Here is a 20023-nt window from a genome sequence, read left to right on the forward strand (position 1 = left end):
ATAAATGGAGGGCTTGAGCATGAGAAAAATTATAACCACTTCGCTTGTTTTGCTTACCGTTGGCGGGTTAGCTATGGGTTGCCAAGGTGTAGGGAAATCAGATTATCACCATGAAGCATCCTTTGAGGCAAAACTCATTGAAGAATTTGAAATCAACAATGAATCCTGGGACATTGAATTCAAGCGTTCGGATTCCTCGAACATCACTATCGCTTGCGATGGCAAGCGTCAGGACAACAAGAGCGACCCTGTAACGATTGACCAGGAAGGGAATAAAATTGTTGTTACCCAGAAAGACCAGGGTGGTGCTATCGCTGGATTCACTTTTGGCAAAAAAGGAAAGATCTATATCTCAATTCCCGACCAAGAAGTCGATACGATTACATTGAATAATGATGCGGGTGACATCAAGATGAAGAATGTATCGGCTCTAAACATCGTCTTCAACAACCATTCGGGCTCTGAAACCATCGAAGGGCTTTCAGCTGACAAGGGGGAATTTACATCCAAAGACGGAGAGCTCAAATTGAAAGACAGCTCGCTAAACGAATTAACCGTAACTTCTGGCAGCGGTGACAGCTATATTACAGGCGTGACCAGTCCCTTGATGAATATCGCTTCAACAGCTGGGGAAGTATCCGTCAAAGAGATCGAAGAAGCAAAGAGGCTGCGCGTAGAAACCGGGTCCGGAGATATCGCCGTATCTTATAAAACGCCTCCTGCTACCTTAAAGCTTAACGCAGCCAGCGATTCATCGGATATAAGCATTGGTCTAGATGGCTTCAAAGAAACACAGAGCACGGAACAATCAGTGGCAGGCACGATTGGGGATGCAGCCCATGCATTGGAGCTTGTCAGCCGTTCCGGAACGATCGCTGTAAAATAAAGGAATGCGAAAAAAACGAAACGGACTATTGCCGGCAAGCCCGAGCACGAGAGATATCTCCTAAGAGCCGCACGGCAATAGCTGTTCATTCCTTTTGGTTGCCACACGTTCTTCCTAGACTAAAGTGATGAACGTCCGGCGCTAAGGATGCAAAGACTTTTTCGAGTAGACTTCCAATGCACGTATGACGACTTCTTCATGGATCCCGCTCATCGTTTGTATTCGTTCTGCCCATTCCTCGATATCCTTCAGCTGAAGCTCCACTTTTCTGCCTTCCTTGGAACTTAGGTAGCTTTCGTAATGATCGAATTCCCAATGGAGAACCTGCTGATCCGTAAAAATCCGCTTTTCCACAAGCGGATCGCTGAACAGGCGCTGCGTTTTTTGCCCGGCGATGATCAATGCCTCATCGGATACGGGCGTCAAGTCGAATCCTTGGCTGCTTTCCTTTCCGTTTGGTCTTCTGTAGGTTACCAAGAGTCGATTCGAGCGAGTGTTTAGTCTGATAAGGGAACCTGGAAAAAAATCTTCCAAAAACTCTTCCGTATACGCTTCATGATTTGGTTCTAACAAAATAGGCTCAATCCATTGATCTCCTAGATCGCAGAAATATTTGTTGCCTTCTTCATTAATTACGACCACAGCTACATGCAAATGTGCCGTTAGTACTCCATAACAGGGTCGTTTGTTCTGTCTGAATTCATCGATTAACCAAATCGCCAAATCAAAACAATTGCCCGACGTTCCATATAATGCGCGATGCTCTTTCATGACATCCGTTGTTCGTTGTTTGCATTCCGGGTCGATTAAGCTGTGCCAGGCTTTAGTTAAGGTCTCCATTGGAAAATCGTTGAACTTCCTCCATACCTGCATGATATCTTCTGTTGCTCGCATATTCTTTCCTCCTTTCACAACCTTCTATCATGTGTCACATTTCTGGCATCCTTGCTACTTTTTCGAAAACAAATATGCTTTTTCTTCAAACCAATTAGGTTTATTCATCAAAGCTTTTTAAGATGCTAACGCCAGATATAACGCATACTAAAAACAGTAACCCTAATCTTAACCAATCCATCAAAAGCCAGAAGTCTCCGCCACTCACAATGTCTGGGCTCAAGCCGTATTCATCCACAAAAATACCCATATTCCAAAATAACTTTAACGAAATAAGCAGCGATAGCAAACTCAAGGAAAATACGAGGATGGATCGTATTCTTTTATTCATGATCCATGCCTCTCCTTTGCTCAGCGTACCACTTTCTAAGCTGATTAATATGGGCTTGGTGGTAACGGTTATGGTCAGCCATATGCCATAATCCCCACCGTATGGTGGCTTGCTTTTCATTTTCGTGACCAAATGTGACAATGTTATCCAGATCAGCATCCGTTAATTGCGTGCATGTTTCTTTCAGCATATTCAATACAACTTCATATTTAGATATAAGCGTGTCCAGAGGCATCCCTGAAACCATTGGCAGCCTGTTATGTTCATCGATCATCGGGCCGTATTCGTCTGTTAATGACTGGGGAAGCGTCTCCCCTTTAATCCTATAAACCCAATTCAGGTCGACGTACATGATGTGTTTTATTAATTGTGCGGCACTATTGAATTTGTTATCAGGGCCTTTGTAGTCTATTTCCTCTTGCGACATGCCCTCTGATATGGATTTTAACCTTTGGCTGTTCTCTTTGACAGCGCCATATAACATTCCCACGATCGTCGACATATTCTCTTCGCCTTGCAAATCGTATAACATCCTAGCACAACCTCTCTTGTAAAAATAAATAGCATCAAGCATCACTATTTGGACTTTTGAATTTTTTGTTTCAGTCGTATCGATTTATTCAAGTGAAGAAAAATATGCCTTGTTGCCGGCATGAGCACTAATCCCGCAATCGTTTTGTTTCCCCAGTATTCAAGCAACCACGTTGCTTCTGCCTTAACCGCATGCTGCACTTTAAGTTGATGGATTCTTGCCGCTTCAACTTTTTGCTTAAAGTCGCCTGGCAATAAACGGGATATGACTTCACGAGTGTTCCGCCCAACTTCAATCCGATAAGCGAATAATGAATCAACATCAAGAGTCGCACTCAAGTTAGCGATTTCCGCTTCCGTCATTTCATTTCCGGAATGAACATCATCAATGTGGAGTTTCTTATTCCACTGGCCTGAGTGCAATACTTGGACATCGTTATTCACGAGTACGCTCATCGTCATGTCTTCAATACGCGTCATATGCCACATATGCCATATTATCGAATTCTTTGTATCAGGAGACGTAACTGGATATTGACGGAATGTTTCCTCTTGCAGATCTTTAACTAATTCATCCTCAAGGGTCGCACTGGGTGAATGGCTCATTCTTGAAGAATGTAACAAGCGATGCTGCTGCAAGAATAAGCCAACTGCACTCTGATGCTTAGCCGGATCCAAAATGATCCGGGTTAGCTTTTTGTGATTTTCATTCCACTGTTTTCTTTGACTCAAATCCATAGAGAACCATCCTTTTTTAGCCGCCCTCTAATATCCATCTCACGGCTTCGTTAAAGTCTGTCGCGATAAAATCGGGATACGCTTCTTTCCATTTGCCGAAGTACTCGTTGTTATTGAATTTTTCCAGTTCCTTGGCACCAGCTCCCGTCTTCACTAACACTTTCTTGCAACCGGCTTCTTTGGCAGCAACCATATCCGTCCATCGATCTCCTATGACAAAACACTTCCTTAAATCCAGATTATTTTCTTCTGCGGCTTTCAACAGCATTCCAGGGGACGGCTTTCTACACGGACAACCCGCTCCATGCTCATGAGCACAAAGATAGATTTTGTCAAAACCAAAGCCTAATAATTCCGCTTCGAATTCGTCCTTTGCTGCTTCGCCCCGAGTTATTCCAGGTTGATTCGTAAATGAACAAATCAGCATGCCTGCAGCTCTGAGTGAATCAATCGATTTCTGTACTTGCGGAAAAAGCTCAAATTCACCGGGCAAAACAACCCGATCGGTTCCTCCAAGCGTTCCGTCCCTGTCAATGAAAACCGCCTGTCTTGGGGGCTCTAGCAATTGGTCAGGCTCCTTTCTTCATTCATTTTTTTTGCGGGAATAGGATTATCTCCTACCATTGGCTTTCAAATCCTGTTTAACTACTACTTTAGGCTGGCATGTGTTATCTGCCTCGCCTTCATCACATCGAATTTGATAGGCAACCTAAGGGCGCATCCCGCAGCGTAGATACCTTGTTATAGGATGTCTGCGACTTCTTGATGTGCAATTCGCCAACCCTCGCTTCTGAACAAATTGACATCAGATTCTAAACACTTTTGCGTATAACAATATAACTTTTTTTACAAAAAGGGGCCCATGTATTCCATAGTGCCTCAAAGTCACGCTTTCGTATTTTTCGATTATAGCTAGAATCCTCGCAGTTTATGGTGTGTTCCAAAGAATCTGCCAAGTACATGTATTCTTGGTCAAATCCAATCACGGGTACAAAGTGTAAATACCTCTGTTTAGGAAAAACCCTTATAAACGCAATGACCGGGACCCCTTGGCTTACTTGCTTCTTTAACGTTTGCAGATTACCGCGGTAAAAAGACGCATCGTAACCACGCCTTTTAAAAAATATAAGGATACCCTTAGGAGTGACCGTTCCATCGGCTAGCTTTCTGGGATATTGTTTATAAAGCTCGTTACCGTTCGCCTCGATTCCTAAATGTCTCAGGACATATGCGCTTGAATAAGCCGCACATTCATAATGAGGCTGGATATCCATCCGATTTGAAGTTCTAATCAAATAGGATTCTGGAAGTACGCTTGTGTCGATCACATCTTTTCTTGGAATGGAAAAATAATATGACATTAGAATGGCTATAATTATGACGATGATTAGATTCAAAATAAAAATAATAATCACCCACCTACTCCCTACTAAACGCATATCTGCGTGTTACTTTGTGTTTATTCACTGACGCATCCTCATGACCTAACGGCCTAATAGCAGGTCTATATCTCATTTTTTATAGTTCAGGGAGGTTTATTATCGAGTTTTTCAGAGGTGATACCATCCGCGTCTAGTTCGGTGCCCTCGCTACTTCGCAATGGATCGCATTAGCCTATCACGTATTATTAATCCAATATCTTTTAATTACGTTTCCATCCTCCTCTATGTAGTCTGTATCCGGCCTCCCGCCGTTCTTAATAATGGTTCTTTCCGATCCCACATTACCGGCATCACATACAACTAATACATCGTTTATCCCCAGTTTCTTGGCCTCAATCAAGGACAATTCCAATAGTTTAGTCGCATAGCCTTTCCATCTTTCTGACGGGCGGATTCCATAGCCAATATGGCCGCCAGCATTATATAAATGTTCGGTTAATTGATGTCTAATATTAGCCGCACCTAATACTCTATGTTGTTTATCGATCAACCAAAAGGTTGAATCTGAGACCCAGCCTTCCTTTACACCAATGCCCTTCTCTTGATTAGAGAGTTCCTTCAGCATCCCCTGAAAATCACTTGGATCCTTACTTATAACCCAAGGAACCATATTCTCACCGGATTCTTTCCATTCTTGATAAAATGACAAATATTCTTCTTCAAGCTCTAGCTGAGGCTTAACTAATCTTACATCGTTCATAGGTTTCAACGTCCTTTCAATGACCATTGTGTCTTTAAACGGGAACATAGTACAAAATAGGCTGCCCTTAGAGGCAGCCTATTTCTAGTTCCTGTGTTACTTGCTGGCGGAGAGAATGAACTTCTCAAGTGCCCCTGTATCGGTAATGCTGTGATTACATGCTTGGCTATCCAGACATACGTATTGGCCAATGAACGAAAGATTATCCGGTGAAGCAACGGCCGGCTTGGTCTTGACCGAGAACAAGGCAAGCTCTTGATGCCGGTTGCAGAACAGACAGTAGCCTTTCTTGTTGGTCGGCGTAATTCTTCCCTCGATCCCGATGAATCTTCCTTCGAACGGATATACGATATATAACTTGTTTGTGGCAATATCCACCCAGCCCAAATACGTTACATATCGAAAGTCGATCGATTGCAGATCCGGAACTTTCAGTTTCTTATTTTTAGGAAATAACTTCTGAATCTGTTTCAGCGTAATCGTCGGATAAGGCTCCAGATAGGGTTCTAACGCGTTAAGATATCTCTGGAAATCCTCGGCCTTCTCAATGGTCGACATTTCTCCAAGCATCCGCTTCTGATCCTCTGTTAGAGACGGAAAAGCTTCCAAAGTGCTTGTTACGGCACGATACCTGACCGTTTCCAGGACTTTTCTATCCGCGATCGTTCGCAATGTTTTCAGAAGGAAATCCGATTGTTTTTTAATCACGTTAAACTGGTGGTTTCTAATAAATGGTGTACTCATAGCTTTCAGCCCCTTATTTTTATTAAAAATGAAGGTGCAAAGCCTGTTATTAGAAACGATAAAGTTAAGGTTGGGCGATCGAATTCATCTATCGCACCCCACGCAAAGTATCGCCCCAGATCAGGCTTTGCATGAGGACTTCCTAGCTAATGAGCAATTCAGCATTGCCATCGGTATAACCCCCAATCACATTTCATACGCAAAATTATAACAGCAAGTGCCAGTTGGCGCAATTTATTCCCTTGGAAGGGAACACTGTCTATATCAAACTTAAAATCTATTTAATGGTGTCATACAAGTCTGCTTCAATATGATTTACTTCCCCATGTCCCCATTCATCCGAAATCTCCAGATGCCAGGATCTCGGCAATCGTTCATGGTTATTTTCTAGTATCCAGCGATGGAGCTTTTCATATGTATTTCTAATTTCATCATTAGGCCCCTGGTGTCGTTGAACTGCGTATTTTTGTTTTGGAATGACTAATGAGACCATCCCTTCAGGAACTTGTTTCATGTCAAGTACCTCAACACAAACCCAATAACCATCTTCCCCTCCCGATACATCCTCAGCAATGAATGCACCAACAAGTCTAACCGGTTCTACAACGTCACGAATCTCTTGCAATCTATTTTTAAGTTCAACCGAAGCCTTGGGGATCTCTTTAACATACTGGTCACCGGGACATACTACTCTTATTCCGACTAATTTCATTTCATGAAGTTCGACTACCTTCACAGAGCTCACTCTCTTTCGTTGAAAATATATTTGATAATGGCTAGATGCATTAAAATGTTGTTAAATGCAGCATGTGCATTTCTTGAATTACCTTCACGCTTGTTCCTTCTAGAACTCAATATATACCGGCTCATCAGCTGGTCTTAAGCAAACTTCGATTCTCTCCCTAAAATTCATATAGGTCACCATATTCAATGCTTCATCCAGTGGGAAGAATCCTGATTCAAGACTTTCTGTTGTAGCTACGGGTGTACCTCCAATGTATTTCGCAAGAAATAATGTATTACAAATACTCGCCTTCACGTTTTGGAAAATCCCGCAAAACCTTATAATCTCAATATCCACTCCAGCCTCTTCTTTGGTTTCCCTGATTGCTGCTTGTGCCAAAGACTCTCCAATTTCAACGACTCCGCCCGGCATTTCCCAGCCCCTTTGCGGCCCCCGGATAAGTAATATTTCATTATTTTCATTCAGTACAACTGCAGCAGCAGAGACAATATGTTTAGGTAGATTCATCTTACTTCTCCTTTATATATAAATTCCCTCCGTATTAACTGCTTTACTCACATAACATATTTTCCATTGGCTCTTTGCAGTGCTGATATCCATTTTTCTTGTAAAAATCAACCCCTTCATCACTAGGCCATACGATAATAAATTCATATTTATTTTCTTTTGCCCATTCGTTAATCTTTGATATTAATTTACTTCCTATCCCCTTACCTCGATAATCAGGTTTTGTATATACATTCGTCATATATGCAAATGGATGTGTCATTCTCCCTGGTCTCGGTACCTTGTGAATAAGTTCTATGTATATGTTGGACACGACCATGCCGTCTTCTTCAGCAACCCAAATACTCCAAATATCACTTTGAAATGCCTTCCATAAAAAATCATAACACTCCTCGTAGAAGTCACTATAAGCTTCGTTTTTTAATGTTCCATCTAGATCGTCTTCCAGCGTAAAATCCCATCTCATCCGAATAAGTTGATCGATATCTTCCTCTTTCGCAATTCTAATTATCATGGAATCACCTCCGAATCCATTAACATCACTTCACCTTTCAAAATAATCGAATCGTATTCCATTCATTCCACTTGATTAATCGGCTGGGACGTTCCGTTGTTCATTATCCATTCTATAAGTCTCTTAAAAATCGCTTCATAGTCCCTTTTGGATTGATATAGCTTATGATCCGTAATGATTTTTCCATCTCCCGTTATACTGAGTGAATAATTACTTGAATCCCGATTAAAAATATCCATCATTACAATACTGCTGGTTGTTCCTTGATATGTGTTAATTTCACGAGAGTAAGTAATCGTATCTAGAATATCTATCATTTCGGCAATCTCATTTTGTTCATCGAATTGAATGAGGTACCTCTTGGTTTCTCCTTGAGCATGATAAGTAAAATATATTTTTTCAACATGATCCGTAGAGCTGATGATTTGCTGAATTCTGATTGGACTAGAGAAATAAACAACTACACATATCAAGATGATTGATATTAGGATTACAAAATGACGAAGGCGTAACTTTCTCAATAAAAATCCTCCATTCTATGCGATCCTGCATCACACCTCCACCCGCTGGGGTTACTACTTTGTACTGAACTCTTGCATGTACTTCTTTGAATCTTCCCTATATCTCTCTGTGTAATTATTCTTGGAATATTCACTGATTACGTTTCTCCAAAAAGATATGGCAGTTGTATTACTCTCCATTTGAGCTACTTTCCAATTTGCATTGAATAACCCAAATGCCTGTTTAGCTGCGGTGCGACCGATCCCGTTTCTTCTATATTTCTTCAAAATCATAAAATCATAAATTACATGCGTTGGGTCTGGATCTGTGTCTAGATTCTCAAACAGCACAACCAAGAACCCTAGAATTGCTCCTGACGATACTATGAAATATGGGTTCCATCTAGGGTCACCTTCCCAATAGAAATCAATGTTCACCCCGTATCTTCCATCATCATTTAAGTTCTGATTAGTGTATTGACTAAAATCATAAAAATAAAATTGATACATGTTCGATAATGTTTCTTTCTCTTGAACTGAAACAGGAATAAGTTCGATTTCCATAACGTCTCCTTTTGTATCATCCTACTCCTTTTTGAAGTTTCATTGATTCGCCTACAGATCCGGTTTATCTGGTTTCCAACCTATTTCTTGTGACCAAACATGTGCCTTTTGTATTAACTCCCATACAATCGGGCCTTTGCCTTCAACATATTTATGTCTTTCATGATGGTACAATCCCATTAACCGGTGCTTCTCTGCCGAATATCTTAAGCAATCCTCTTTATGTTCTCTCAAATAATCTCTAAATAATAATGTCAATTGTTCTGAGTAACTCCCCGTTTGTCTTACATGAATATGTGTTCTCCGATGTCCCGGAATTTCTCGAAAATACCTTTTAGTCTTATCAGGATTTTCTTTACGAAATACAAACGCTATAGACTCTAATTTATTCTTATATTGATTCACATCTTCAAAATTACTAATTGAGATTTGAATATCAATAATTGGTTTGGCATCTAGTCCAACAATCGACGTAGATCCAACGTGGTCAATTCGATCTGCTATATCCCCTAAAACTTCTCGTATGTTCCCTCCTATCTCCAAGAACAAGTTTCGCCACTCTGGATCATACTCAGCTATTCGCCATTGATCATCCATGTAATTTGTCTCCTTTGGTTTAAACACTTTAGGAAGTGGTTTGGTTTCTCGGCACATTCAGTTTTCATCTTGTTCTAAGGATCCACTCGCTCAGATCCTTCGAAATGTCTCCGGTAGACCGAGCAGCCTAATGACAGCGATGAGTGTGATTATAAGGGAGTTCTTTCCCCGATTATTCTACAAATTCTTTTATGATTTTATATAGCTTTGATCTTTCTGTGCTTCGAAAGTCATGTCCGCTATTCTTTAATTCAGCTATTTGCAGGTTAGAAAATTGTTCTTTATATTCTTCCAATTCCTCACTAGATATTATAGAGCCTTCTAGTAGCCCTCTCATAACAAGTATGGGCTTTTCTGAACTAAACTTTATTGATCTTTGTACCGATTCACGTTGAATTCCCCTAACCGCTTCCGGGCGAATATGAGACACACGATTAAAGGGTACTAAATAATTTTCAATATAGGCTTTAGGCCAATCCATGGGCATCGCTTTATGTTCAGACGGATAGTCCAAGATAATCAATTTGCCAATTTGGTCAGGATGTAATCTGGTATATTCCAAAGCGTAAGACACACCTCTTGAGAAGGCGTATAAATGAAAATGGTTTATCCCGGTGCTTTTCACTACGGATTCGATATCTGCAACATGGTCTTTCAAATCATAACCAGTCAGCGGGGTGCCACTTTGGCCTCTCCCTCGAAAAGATAATACAATACATCTTCTGGGTATTAGGTATTCAAGTAAATCTTGATACTCTTCTGCTGTTTCGGAGAGACCAGGACATATAAGAAGTGGAGTTAACGAAAAGTCTGAATCAGGATGAGAATCAAGGTAGTGAATGCTTACACCATTATTTATTGAGGTTTGAGAAATGAGCTTCATTCAATGACTCCTTCATTTCGATTTAGAATATTTCGTCTCCCTCATCTACTGGACCTTATACCAGTGCCCTAAGATAAACCATACCATGATATTTGGTAGTCAAAATCAGGGGTCATTCCTACTTTCTCTGCAAGTCGAATAGACCCTGTATTCTCCGGAGTACAGTCCCAGTATGGACGAATTCCTTTTTGAAGACATTCCTGTACAAATGCCTGAGCTACTGCAGCACCATAATTTCTTCTTTTATGCTCTTCAAGCGTTTCGATATCAATTGCATGCGTTTTATCTACAACAAATGCTGAAAAACATAAACTCACCACATTGTGATTATCCTCAACAAAATATCCGAATCCTTGCTCTAAGAAAGAGTCTATAGAATCCCAAAATCGTAATATCTTCTTTTCTAAAAACGAATGGTTATCCAATCGTCTTGACTTCAATAACTCACGAGTTATCCGTTGAATATTTACAACGCTATCTTGAAATCCAATGTGTGGTGGCTTCCCTCTTAATGTGAACACATGTTGAGTATCACTCGAAATGCGGCGCTCCTGAAAAATGTTTTGTATCGTTTTATCCCAAGGATCAGGATCCAGACCAATCTCGACCCAATTTATATCTTGCTCCTGTAGCTTGGGTTCTATATGATTTCTCATGTATTCTGCTAGTTCTGTTATAAATGTTGTACTCTGAGCATCTCCAACAATCTGAAAACCCTTTTGTCCTTCAATCCAAATTAATGCTGCTGTGGGTTCTGTTGGATGATCTACATAGACCCCGCCCGGGTTATTCCCGCTAACCACAGCCCTAACCTCGATATTTTTACACTTATCCGTAATATGTCTTATCTTATAAAACTCTGATTTATTAAGTTCTGTTATCACTTTTATATCCCCCATGCCTTACCAAATATCTGATTACTAGATTCAATTCTTCTTTCTTCTTATTACAAAAGCTTTATCTGCCCTTTCGAATCCGATCCTCTCATAAAATCCTACGGCTTTCGGTGCTGAGGTGAGCACATATTGAATTTCGTCTTCTCCTAATTTGTCCCTCAATATTCTGATTAGTTCCTTGCCAATTCCTAATCCTTGATATTCCGTATCCACCGCAATATCTGAAATATAGCAGCAATATGAATAATCTGTGATGGCCCTTAAAAATCCCACCAGTTTACTTCCTTCTCTTACCGTTATAATCTCATCTGCATGATCTATCATCCTCTGAACTCGATCAGAATCGCCTACCGGTCTCCTGATCCCTGATCGAATAAATACTTCTTCAACTTCACTGACAATACAGTCATCATTGATTCTATATTCCAGATCCACAGTTAACCCTCATTTAATTAATTTTCCAGCTATTAATATGTTTTGGTCTGATGATTCTGTTTATTCCCGTATAAAAGGCTCTTCTACTTTTTCAGTTAGTAAATCTTTATAAGCTTTCACTTTCCTAAACGTATTGCCCATCATTTCTTTATTACGATACTTACGAATTTCATCCAGATCAAATTCAGCAATAAATATGCCCTCTGACATATGATCCGCCAGCATAATGGTGTTATCGACCGATTTCCCATCAGAATCCCACATAATCGGACTATAAGCACAAGAGCATCCCGCATGTTCACCAGGAGGGTTCGCCATCGCAATGCCAACCATATTTTCATAAGCCCTAGTAGAAAGAGCCTGTAATCTTGGCTCCATGGTCCCGCAATCATTGGGAACCAGAATGATTTCTGCTCCTTTTAACATCAATACTCTTGCGCTTTCTGGGTATTCTCTGTCGTAACAAATCATGACCCCAATCTTCACCCCATCAAAATCACATACTTTAAATTCAGTACCAGGCTCCAGCATACGTTCAGTATCAAAATCGCATGTATGAACTTTGCTGTACTTTAATAAAATTTCACCGTTCCGATCAATTACAAATGCTGAATTTTGAGGACGCTTTACCCCTTTTGTAAAACCCGTGATGACAATACCAATAGATAATTCTTCCGCAAATGCTTGAAAAGATTTTAAGGCTGTATTATTTTCGTCTATTGCCGCCTCATACCAAGCTTTGAAATCAGGATGATTCTCTATCTCTTCTGCGGGAAGCTTGGTTTCAACAATGTCGGGAAAAGCATATGCAGTTATCCAACATTCAGGAAATAATACAATATCTGCTCCAAGGTCTTTGGCTTTTCTTACGTATCTTAGTCCAATTTCCGTGTTTAGTTTTTGATCAGGTTCACTGCAATTATATTGTACGGTTGCGACTGTAAAGGTTTTCATTATTCTGCACCTCACATTAACTCTTTAGATTCTTAACTAAATAAATCAATAGATCATCATCAACGATAACTGATTCTCCTGGTATTACTTGAACATTTTTATAGGTCATCCCCCTGCCATCCATCACATATCCACGAGATGTATACATTCTTTGGGCATTTCCGTAATCTCTGTACAGCCCTACTCCTAGCCCTATGTATGTAGAGGTCTTTGAGGCAAGCAACTCTAATTCATCAAATAATCTATTTGCTATATGCTTTCTTCTATGCTCAGGGAATACGTTCAAATCATTAATCTCAGGGATATTGTTATCAAGAAAATAAGGATACTGAGACTCATAGATTAAATGACAGCATCCTGCTAACGAATCATTGTAATAAGCAATCAGTGTTACTCGATTATTGGTATTGTTCTCACTTAGACACTTATGATAATAATCTCCTTGTCGATACCACCCATAACGCTCAGCAAATTCTTGATCCAGCAATTCAGCTTCTTCTAAAGTAGTTAGTCTCTTTATGTTTATGATGTCCTTCATGTTTGATCTCCTTATCTGGACCCTATTGGGCGAAACGCAGCATGATTTTCTTAGAAATACCGCCATCAACGTTAATACTTCAAATCATTCAACTCTGAAGACGATTTCAGTACCTGTCTCATTATTTTTAAAAGGTTTGCTAAATTCCTTGAACACGAACTCCATTCCTGAAATATCATCAGGTAAAGGCGGAGATATTACATAGTTATAGGATGCATGACCTGAAGAACCCCCGCCATTGGTCATTCGACAATCATATTGTTCTCCAACATACAATTCAAAATGGCTAAGGTTGTATGAACTTGAAGTTTGCTCAGTTGTCATGTCCCAATCCATGCTGAATGTTACTACACTTGCATTAGCGTATTGTCGTATTGAGTTCAGCGTATAAAAGAACATTCCTTTTACAACTGATTTTAAAACCGGAATATGTTTTCTGAACCCTGTTGGATCAACCATGGGTTTATAATGTTCTTCGCTCATAAACGTTCCAAAAATGGCTTTTAGATAATCCTCGTAAAGTTCAAACGTTGTCGCCCACTGTGAAATATACTCAAATGGCGGAAAACCTGGATTGTTGCCTGAAAGTTCCTTCCTTTGTTTCAACAATGCACAAATTTGCTCATCAATAGTAATCAAATGTTCATCATAATGCTCGGTTGGACGTTCAAATGGCATACGTTTCATCATTTTTCTCCTTGTTCGATATAAATGTTAGAAATCCAATGCAGAAATACTATGTTATCTGATGTCATTGGCTCCAGACTCCTTGAACTGGAACTCATAATTGCACCTTCCACTTACCGATCTGTGTATTAATGAAACGCCCCAGCTTAGATAATACTTATCTTAGACTGAGGCGTGATTCCGAGAGTGTTTGTTTTACACTCTTTGGTATAAAAACAAGCTGCTAAACCCGCTTAAATGCTTTTAAGTTATAGACCATTACACCTCTTCAAGCTTACTTAATGACTGTGCCGCAAAATGGTAAAACGCCATTGCATCCTCCCCGGTGGCAAAACCAGCCTGTGCCAGCTTGTCGCTGCCTCCGCCTTTACCTCGATAATCAGCCAGATACTGCTTAAAGAACGCGCCGCAGGCGAGACCACCCTTCCCTCCCTGAGCGAGGACGATTTTATAGTCTGCGTTGGACACGAAAAGCACGATAACGTCAGCTTCTTCGGTGAGCTTTGCCGCCAGGTTCTGCATATCCTTCAGCGGCTTGTCTGCAAAAACGTGTTTGATCAGGCTGCCCTGACGGTCTGCCAATAGCTTTCCTGTCAGGTAAACATCATTTTCAGCCTTGACGGCGTTCAATTCAGCCTGGAGCAACTTCTGTTCATGATCCCATTTTGCAATCCGGTCCAAAACCTCCTCCTTAGAGGTGTTGAACCTGGCTGATAGGCTGCTTAAAATCTCCATTCCCGCATTGAATTCATTCAATGCACGATAACCGCATTTAAAATAGATACGCAAATGCCCTTTCTGTTTCTCGGCTCTGAGCAGTTTGATCATTCCGATCTCACCCGTTGCGGAGACATGCGTACCCCCACAAGCGTTATATTCGATACCTTCAATTTCTACGATACGGATATCGTCGGTTACCTTCGGCTGCTTCACCAGCGGCAGGGCAGCAGCCTGCTCCCGGCTCACAAAATAATTCGTTACTTTTCGATTAAGGTAAACCTGATCGTTAACTTCCAGCTCCAGCATCATCAGTTGGGCCTGAGACAGGTCAGATCGGGCGATATCAATCGTAGCGTAATCCTGACCCAGGTGGAAACTGAGTGTTTCCGCCTGACATACCTCCAGACACATGGCAGACAGGAGATGCTGGCCGCTATGATGCTGCATATGGTCGAATCTTCTATCCCAATCCAAACGGCAGCTTACCTCTTCCTTCTCAGGCAAATGCTCGACTTTATGCAGGATTTCGCCTTCCTCCTGAACGACATCAAGAACAGGAATTTTATCGATCCACCCCAGGTCACAAGGCTGCCCTCCACCGTGCGGATAAAAAGCCGTCTCCTCCATGATCAAGTAGGTTCCGTCCTCCCGTTCCAGTTTCCGCGTGATTCGTGTCTCCCACTCCCGGATATATGCGGATTCGTAATACAACTTCTTTGTCATCTTCATTTCCTCACAATTCCCTAAAATTCGCTTAGTATCATGCTCACTACCTTAATAATAGAATAACAAAAATACATATAGAAGAAGATGGGGTCTCCACCAGATTCAATTTCTTTCATTACTTTTTACCGATTCCTTGATGCTGATCGTTGGGATCAACAAAAATCCCTCCTAGATTATGTACTTGATTGTTTTCTATAAATATCATAGCGCCCCCAACGGAATCATTCCTAGTGGGCCACAGATTTCATTATTATTAAAATGTTTCGATTCATCATAAGTCACTCCCCATTAAAACCAACCATAGTACGATGCCCTCCAATCATATTGAATTGATTTTTTTCGGTTACTTCATTAAAGAAACCTTTAATCTCGATATGGGGATCTTCTAAGTCAATATTATGGTTTCCTTCATACATTTCCTTCGGAGCAAATACGGTAAGAAGTAATTCTTCTCCCGGACCAATATTGAGCTTATTATTTCTAGCTTCGATCTTAAAATCATTCCCTTTAACACCGTTTTCAAGTTTTATGGGAAAACTTAAATATACATTATTTTGTACTATAATATGACTGGATTTGTTATGCAGTTTTAGTGTGAACATGGTTCCATTTGATTCTTCTTTTTGTTCTTGTAGTTCTATACTTATTTTGCCAATGTCGTCAGAAGTAACTTCATGGTTATTACTACAACCTAAGCTAAGTAGTAAGCATACGATGACGGAAATCATGATAAATGATTTTCTACCCACTTCCTGAATCCCTCCCAAATCTATATTCGCACGGTTCATATATCACGACGAAATTATTTCACTTTATAAAAATAGGGCCCACACATGTCTTCATGCGTATTGACATACGTCCAAGTAAAATTTTTATTAAATACATAGATATCTTGTTGGGAATCAAAATCCTCTGCGACTAATGCATTTGCATTACTGTATAGAAGTACACGGGGAGAGTTTTGGTACATAACATATACTTCATCTTTAATTTCAGCATTAAAAGCATTTCTTGCTTCATGTTGTTTCAGACAATCTTGTATTTCATAACTGAAAATATGCCATTTATATTGATCGTAAAAAGTGCTTTCTTTTATATCGTCACTAATGTTTAGTGCAAACGTCTTGTCCCAATTATTAATAATTTCAGTTGTTCCATCAAATAGATTTGAGATGATTACGCCTTTTTCAATTAAATTTTCTTTATATAAATATTCCTTTTGAATAAATTGAATAGACCAATAAATTTTTTGCAATTCTTCTTCCGGTAAGCTATCTAGAATTAATTGAATCTCTTTTCAAATCAAGTGTTCTCCTCCTCATTCCTATCATGAGTTCAACTTGTTCTATCCATTTATGCTCTTTATCTGCTAACAGGGTTTTCCATCCAAGTTCGATAACCGGTTTCAGGTTCTTTTCTTGATCATCAATATAAACAACCGTTTGGCCTGCTTCAAATTGTTTGCCGACATGTTGATATATCTGTATATCTGGTTTTCTTAAACCTACTTGATTTGAAATCGTTATGCTCTTTGTATAGGGTTCTACTCTTTCTAAAATCGATTCCAACCATTCCTTACAATGGTTACTTAAGATATGGATATCTGCAATTTCACTCCACTCCGCCAAATAATTTAATCCAGGGAGAGGTTCCAGTGATTGAATTAATAACGCTCTGGCTCGCTCTTTGTTAATTTGCTTTATTCGCAGACTCATCCATTCCCAAAAATCATCTTCTTTGATCTTTCCAGTCCATAGATCTTTTCGAATCTCATCAAATTGTTCTCGGATGCCTTGAAACGAGATTTCGGTACCCTTAGATAATTGGAGCCAAAACGTAGATGAGAAATTACTGACTAATACACCAGCTAAATCTAATACCAGTTGTGGCTTTGCAGTCATTGAATCGTTTCCTTTCTATACTCTATGGCAATTGAATTTCTTTTCTTAAATCCGTAATGTATGCGTATGCATCATTAATATCAGTAATTCCTTCAGCAACCTTCTCCCTTAATTCCTCAATAAAGAATTGAAGTTCACTCTCTCGTGAATCTATGTCCTTCAAATAATTCTCGTTATAATCCTTGATAAAATCCGATTGGCTCTTATAATATTCAAAACGTTCTAGAACATAAATTTCCTTAAGGGTGATGAATAAAGCTAGAAAATCCCTAAGGTTTCTCGCAACCAAGTTTACTGCATTCTCAAACATAGGTTGTATAAAAATAATCGGGGCCTCTTCTAAATCTTTTAGAGTTTGATTAAACGTGTAAAAAGCGAAGTGGTCCCCACCTACTCCTGTTCTGCCAAAAACTACAGCGTCCTCTGGTGTGCATTCATATCTGTCATCATCATTATTAAAGCTTATATAAAAGCCTATGTAATCATGGACAGTTTGCCCATGTAATTGATGAAGTTCCTGATCCAATTGAACAAGCTTTTCTAATGTTTCTGGCCTTTTGTAATTTAACGGCATCTAAGATTCTCCTGCTATATCAGATATGTACAAACATTAATTATTACTATTTTCAAGCGTTTCATTTAAATCTCAGGCAATCTCTTCCATTATTATACATCCGAATACCTAGCGAGGGTAGTCCAATGGTTTGGATACTGTGTTATATGATGCTATTCCTTCTCAAATCAACTATCGCTCCTCACGAGTCAATCATTTATCTACCCTTGGGCATTCTGGACCCGAGGTACCACATATTCAATATCGTTCCATATACATGTTTCAATCCAATGCTAACTGGGTAATAGAATTAAACATATTATTGCATTAGCAGTTACACGGTCCTACTCAAAAGGGAATCGTTGCTTGCTTACGTATTTTGCATATATCCATTTGGGCCGAGGGAAGCAGTGACACAATGACATTGCTGCTTGATTCGCGCAGGTATAACAGGGATTCATGTATGAGAACGCATATTTTCCCGATACGAACAGGGGCATACAGGCTTGGAATACTTCTTCGGATGGATGTAACAAGGGATTGCATAGTTTGGAAAGCTACATTGCATATAAAGGTGGAATTTTGGGTATGTAAGTCAATGCCATAACGAAGATTTTTAACTTAAATTGTTAGTACCCTCAGGGCTTCCCTCTTAGATCTTTCTCCACCCCTTAATCATGCGCTTAATCCTATTCCATTTTGATTTCTTTTAATGCTAACTTGCTTAGGTATTTTCCATTTCTACATAACAAGGCTGAAGCCTTCTCATATCTCTGGCACCGCGCTTTTCCCCTCAACAGTTTTTGGGTCCCCGATGGATGATATGCCAAATGCTCCGCATAATATGGATACTGCTTGCAAAGGGGCGATTGAATGATAGTACTGGAGCATGTGAACAAGGTTTACGATAATGGCTTTCACGCGCTGAAAGACATTAATCTGGAATTCAAAAAAGGGGAAATTACCGTCCTCATCGGACCGAGCGGCTGTGGCAAATCGACTACCATGAAGCTGATCAACGCGCTCAATACGCCATCCTCGGGCAAAGTTCTGATTGACGGTAAGGATATCTCGAGATTGAATCCGGTTGAACTTCGACGCAATATCGGCTATGTCATTCAAAGCGTTGGTTTATTTCCGCATATGAATATCTCCAAGAACGCGGGCGTGGTTCCGCGTCTGAAGAAATGGGATAAAGACAAAACAGATCAAAAAGTAAATGAATTGTTGGACATGGTCGGACTGGACCACACCATATATGGTACGCGCTATCCATCTGAGCTTAGCGGCGGACAACAGCAGCGTGTAGGCGTAGTGCGAGCGCTGGCAGCTGAACCCGATATTATCCTGATGGACGAGCCATTCTCCGCACTGGATCCCATCAGCCGCGAGCAGCTTCAGGATGAGCTGATCCGTCTTCAGCAGGAGCTCAATAAAACCATTATTTTTGTGACGCATGATATGGATGAAGCTATTAAAATCGCGGATACCATCGTTCTGATGAAAGATGGCGAAGTAATCCAAACAGGTAGACCGGACACCATTTTACGGCATCCCGCAAACGAATTTGTACGTGACTTTATCGGTTCGAAACGTCTGCAAAATGAAAATGAAAGCGCCTATGAAATTCCGCTTGTGGATGAAGTGATGATTACGAATCCGGTCACGGCATTCCCGAGCCGGGGATTGGCTGAAGCCATCAAGATGATGGAATTGAAGCGAGTCGACTCGCTGCTGATTGTGGACCGTAACCGTCAGCTACAAGGCGCGGTTTCGATCTACCGCGTGCTCGACCAATACGGCGAAGAAGGCAAAACCGTGGCAGACGTTATGCATCCGGTCCGTTTTTCCGTGGCTTCGGGAAGCACGCTTCCACAGGCCATCGAGATCATGGACAGTCATCAGCTCAGCAACCTCCCTGTCGTAGACAGCAATAACCGTTTCCTCGGATTAATCACAAGAGGCAGTGTGGTTAAACATTTGGCCGAAGTCTATCCTACGATGGTTCCTCCGGTGCTGATCGGAGAGGATGAGTGA

General features: G+C 40.5%; 28 protein-coding genes. 3 read left to right on the top strand and 25 right to left on the bottom strand.

What is annotated here, in order from left to right; translation table 11 throughout:
- The first annotated feature begins 19 nt into the window (after positions 1–19).
- Positions 20–886 carry a DUF4097 family beta strand repeat-containing protein gene (locus tag MKY82_RS23870; RefSeq protein ID WP_339294522.1) on the top strand — a complete coding sequence of 289 codons (867 nt, stop codon included), beginning with the start codon at positions 20–22 and terminating at the stop codon, positions 884–886.
- Between the two features lie 141 nt (positions 887–1027).
- Here the strand turns inward: MKY82_RS23870 and MKY82_RS23875 are convergent, their stop codons facing one another.
- The 6 genes from MKY82_RS23875 to MKY82_RS23900 all read right to left on the bottom strand — a co-directional run bounded on the left by MKY82_RS23875 (position 1028) and on the right by MKY82_RS23900 (position 4819).
- A complete protein-coding gene (locus tag MKY82_RS23875) occupies positions 1028–1780 on the bottom strand; it encodes a hypothetical protein (RefSeq protein WP_339294523.1) in 753 nt (250 codons plus the stop codon).
- A gap of 100 nt (positions 1781–1880) precedes the next feature.
- Positions 1881–2111: a hypothetical protein gene (locus MKY82_RS23880; protein ID WP_194543822.1), complete on the bottom strand. Its 231-nt coding sequence runs from the start codon at positions 2109–2111 to the stop codon at positions 1881–1883.
- Positions 2104–2643: a DinB family protein gene (locus tag MKY82_RS23885; protein WP_339294524.1), complete on the bottom strand. Its 540-nt coding sequence runs from the start codon at positions 2641–2643 to the stop codon at positions 2104–2106. The genes MKY82_RS23880 and MKY82_RS23885 overlap by 8 nt, the downstream gene beginning before the upstream one ends.
- 44 nt (positions 2644–2687) lie before the next feature.
- Positions 2688–3380 (bottom strand): DinB family protein, encoded by a 693-nt coding sequence (locus tag MKY82_RS23890; RefSeq protein ID WP_339294525.1) that lies wholly within the window; start codon positions 3378–3380, stop codon positions 2688–2690.
- 16 nt (positions 3381–3396) lie between these two features.
- On the bottom strand, positions 3397–3945 hold the full coding sequence (locus MKY82_RS23895) for an HAD-IIIA family hydrolase (protein ID WP_339294526.1): 549 nt from the start codon (positions 3943–3945) through the stop codon (positions 3397–3399).
- Between the two features lie 247 nt (positions 3946–4192).
- Positions 4193–4819: a C39 family peptidase gene (locus MKY82_RS23900; protein ID WP_339218734.1), complete on the bottom strand. Its 627-nt coding sequence runs from the start codon at positions 4817–4819 to the stop codon at positions 4193–4195.
- A gap of 74 nt (positions 4820–4893) precedes the next feature.
- Between MKY82_RS23900 and MKY82_RS23905 the strand changes: the two genes are divergently transcribed.
- Entirely contained in the window at positions 4894–4956 is a 63-nt protein-coding gene (locus MKY82_RS23905; RefSeq protein WP_339224565.1) for a hypothetical protein, read from the top strand.
- 41 nt (positions 4957–4997) lie between these two features.
- Here the strand turns inward: MKY82_RS23905 and MKY82_RS23910 are convergent, their stop codons facing one another.
- From MKY82_RS23910 to MKY82_RS24000, 19 genes are all read right to left on the bottom strand, one after another.
- Complete coding sequence (locus tag MKY82_RS23910) at positions 4998–5522, bottom strand: GNAT family N-acetyltransferase (protein ID WP_339218736.1); 525 nt, start codon at positions 5520–5522, stop codon at positions 4998–5000.
- 96 nt (positions 5523–5618) lie between these two features.
- Positions 5619–6266: a FusB/FusC family EF-G-binding protein gene (locus MKY82_RS23915; protein ID WP_194543827.1), complete on the bottom strand. Its 648-nt coding sequence runs from the start codon at positions 6264–6266 to the stop codon at positions 5619–5621.
- Between the two features lie 277 nt (positions 6267–6543).
- Positions 6544–7002, bottom strand: a complete 459-nt coding sequence (locus tag MKY82_RS23920) for a GyrI-like domain-containing protein (protein WP_220684385.1) — start codon at positions 7000–7002, stop codon at positions 6544–6546.
- Between the two features lie 108 nt (positions 7003–7110).
- Positions 7111–7518, bottom strand: a complete 408-nt coding sequence (locus MKY82_RS23925) for an NUDIX domain-containing protein (protein ID WP_339218740.1) — start codon at positions 7516–7518, stop codon at positions 7111–7113.
- Between the two features lie 43 nt (positions 7519–7561).
- Positions 7562–8032: a GNAT family N-acetyltransferase gene (locus MKY82_RS23930; protein ID WP_339294527.1), complete on the bottom strand. Its 471-nt coding sequence runs from the start codon at positions 8030–8032 to the stop codon at positions 7562–7564.
- A 62-nt stretch (positions 8033–8094) separates the two neighbouring features.
- A complete protein-coding gene (locus tag MKY82_RS23935) occupies positions 8095–8553 on the bottom strand; it encodes a hypothetical protein (RefSeq protein WP_339294528.1) in 459 nt (152 codons plus the stop codon).
- A gap of 54 nt (positions 8554–8607) precedes the next feature.
- Positions 8608–9096 (bottom strand): GNAT family N-acetyltransferase, encoded by a 489-nt coding sequence (locus MKY82_RS23940; protein ID WP_339294529.1) that lies wholly within the window; start codon positions 9094–9096, stop codon positions 8608–8610.
- A 51-nt stretch (positions 9097–9147) separates the two neighbouring features.
- Positions 9148–9693, bottom strand: coding sequence for a GrpB family protein (locus MKY82_RS23945; protein ID WP_194543833.1), 546 nt, complete (start codon positions 9691–9693; stop codon positions 9148–9150).
- A gap of 172 nt (positions 9694–9865) precedes the next feature.
- Positions 9866–10576 (bottom strand): alpha/beta hydrolase, encoded by a 711-nt coding sequence (locus MKY82_RS23950; protein ID WP_339294530.1) that lies wholly within the window; start codon positions 10574–10576, stop codon positions 9866–9868.
- A gap of 68 nt (positions 10577–10644) precedes the next feature.
- A complete protein-coding gene (locus MKY82_RS23955) occupies positions 10645–11460 on the bottom strand; it encodes a GNAT family N-acetyltransferase (RefSeq protein ID WP_339294531.1) in 816 nt (271 codons plus the stop codon).
- A gap of 42 nt (positions 11461–11502) precedes the next feature.
- Entirely contained in the window at positions 11503–11907 is a 405-nt protein-coding gene (locus tag MKY82_RS23960) for a GNAT family N-acetyltransferase (protein WP_339294532.1), read from the bottom strand.
- Positions 11908–11967: 60 nt separating this feature from the next.
- Entirely contained in the window at positions 11968–12861 is an 894-nt protein-coding gene (locus MKY82_RS23965; RefSeq protein WP_339294533.1) for a carbon-nitrogen hydrolase family protein, read from the bottom strand.
- A gap of 16 nt (positions 12862–12877) precedes the next feature.
- Positions 12878–13399 carry a GNAT family N-acetyltransferase gene (locus MKY82_RS23970; protein WP_339294534.1) on the bottom strand — a complete coding sequence of 174 codons (522 nt, stop codon included), beginning with the start codon at positions 13397–13399 and terminating at the stop codon, positions 12878–12880.
- Positions 13400–13483: 84 nt separating this feature from the next.
- A complete protein-coding gene (locus MKY82_RS23975; RefSeq protein ID WP_339296712.1) occupies positions 13484–14086 on the bottom strand; it encodes a hypothetical protein in 603 nt (200 codons plus the stop codon).
- 258 nt (positions 14087–14344) lie between these two features.
- Positions 14345–15529, bottom strand: a complete 1185-nt coding sequence (locus tag MKY82_RS23980; protein ID WP_339294535.1) for a DHHA1 domain-containing protein — start codon at positions 15527–15529, stop codon at positions 14345–14347.
- Between the two features lie 281 nt (positions 15530–15810).
- Complete coding sequence (locus MKY82_RS23985) at positions 15811–16281, bottom strand: hypothetical protein (protein WP_194543838.1); 471 nt, start codon at positions 16279–16281, stop codon at positions 15811–15813.
- Between the two features lie 53 nt (positions 16282–16334).
- Positions 16335–16787, bottom strand: a complete 453-nt coding sequence (locus MKY82_RS23990) for a DUF4275 family protein (protein ID WP_233355030.1) — start codon at positions 16785–16787, stop codon at positions 16335–16337.
- Between the two features lie 16 nt (positions 16788–16803).
- Positions 16804–17433 carry an HAD-IA family hydrolase gene (locus MKY82_RS23995; protein WP_194543839.1) on the bottom strand — a complete coding sequence of 210 codons (630 nt, stop codon included), beginning with the start codon at positions 17431–17433 and terminating at the stop codon, positions 16804–16806.
- Between the two features lie 22 nt (positions 17434–17455).
- A complete protein-coding gene (locus tag MKY82_RS24000; protein WP_339294536.1) occupies positions 17456–18007 on the bottom strand; it encodes a hypothetical protein in 552 nt (183 codons plus the stop codon).
- Between the two features lie 852 nt (positions 18008–18859).
- Between MKY82_RS24000 and MKY82_RS24005 the strand changes: the two genes are divergently transcribed.
- Positions 18860–20023, top strand: coding sequence for a betaine/proline/choline family ABC transporter ATP-binding protein (locus MKY82_RS24005; protein ID WP_339294537.1), 1164 nt, complete (start codon positions 18860–18862; stop codon positions 20021–20023).

This window comes from Paenibacillus sp. FSL W7-1279 (assembly GCF_037969845.1).
GTDB lineage: Bacteria > Bacillota > Bacilli > Paenibacillales > Paenibacillaceae > Paenibacillus_AQ.

Bases quoted from the DNA above. Each gene is read 5' to 3' on its own strand.
- MKY82_RS23870 (WP_339294522.1), top strand. From the start codon at position 20: ATGAGAAAAATTATAACCACTTCGCTTGTTTTGCTTACCGTTGGCGGG.
- MKY82_RS23875 (WP_339294523.1), bottom strand. From the start codon at position 1,780: ATGCGAGCAACAGAAGATATCATGCAGGTATGGAGGAAGTTCAACGAT.
- MKY82_RS23880 (WP_194543822.1), bottom strand. From the start codon at position 2,111: ATGAATAAAAGAATACGATCCATCCTCGTATTTTCCTTGAGTTTGCTA.
- MKY82_RS23885 (WP_339294524.1), bottom strand. From the start codon at position 2,643: ATGTTATACGATTTGCAAGGCGAAGAGAATATGTCGACGATCGTGGGA.
- MKY82_RS23890 (WP_339294525.1), bottom strand. From the start codon at position 3,380: ATGGATTTGAGTCAAAGAAAACAGTGGAATGAAAATCACAAAAAGCTA.
- MKY82_RS23900 (WP_339218734.1), bottom strand. From the start codon at position 4,819: ATGCGTTTAGTAGGGAGTAGGTGGGTGATTATTATTTTTATTTTGAAT.
- MKY82_RS23910 (WP_339218736.1), bottom strand. From the start codon at position 5,522: ATGAACGATGTAAGATTAGTTAAGCCTCAGCTAGAGCTTGAAGAAGAA.
- MKY82_RS23915 (WP_194543827.1), bottom strand. From the start codon at position 6,266: ATGAGTACACCATTTATTAGAAACCACCAGTTTAACGTGATTAAAAAA.
- MKY82_RS23925 (WP_339218740.1), bottom strand. From the start codon at position 7,518: ATGAATCTACCTAAACATATTGTCTCTGCTGCTGCAGTTGTACTGAAT.
- MKY82_RS23930 (WP_339294527.1), bottom strand. From the start codon at position 8,032: ATGATAATTAGAATTGCGAAAGAGGAAGATATCGATCAACTTATTCGG.
- MKY82_RS23940 (WP_339294529.1), bottom strand. From the start codon at position 9,096: ATGGAAATCGAACTTATTCCTGTTTCAGTTCAAGAGAAAGAAACATTA.
- MKY82_RS23945 (WP_194543833.1), bottom strand. From the start codon at position 9,693: ATGGATGATCAATGGCGAATAGCTGAGTATGATCCAGAGTGGCGAAAC.
- MKY82_RS23950 (WP_339294530.1), bottom strand. From the start codon at position 10,576: ATGAAGCTCATTTCTCAAACCTCAATAAATAATGGTGTAAGCATTCAC.
- MKY82_RS23965 (WP_339294533.1), bottom strand. From the start codon at position 12,861: ATGAAAACCTTTACAGTCGCAACCGTACAATATAATTGCAGTGAACCT.
- MKY82_RS23970 (WP_339294534.1), bottom strand. From the start codon at position 13,399: ATGAAGGACATCATAAACATAAAGAGACTAACTACTTTAGAAGAAGCT.
- MKY82_RS23975 (WP_339296712.1), bottom strand. From the start codon at position 14,086: ATGAAACGTATGCCATTTGAACGTCCAACCGAGCATTATGATGAACAT.
- MKY82_RS23980 (WP_339294535.1), bottom strand. From the start codon at position 15,529: ATGACAAAGAAGTTGTATTACGAATCCGCATATATCCGGGAGTGGGAG.
- MKY82_RS23995 (WP_194543839.1), bottom strand. From the start codon at position 17,433: ATGACTGCAAAGCCACAACTGGTATTAGATTTAGCTGGTGTATTAGTC.
- MKY82_RS24000 (WP_339294536.1), bottom strand. From the start codon at position 18,007: ATGCCGTTAAATTACAAAAGGCCAGAAACATTAGAAAAGCTTGTTCAA.
- MKY82_RS24005 (WP_339294537.1), top strand. From the start codon at position 18,860: ATGATAGTACTGGAGCATGTGAACAAGGTTTACGATAATGGCTTTCAC.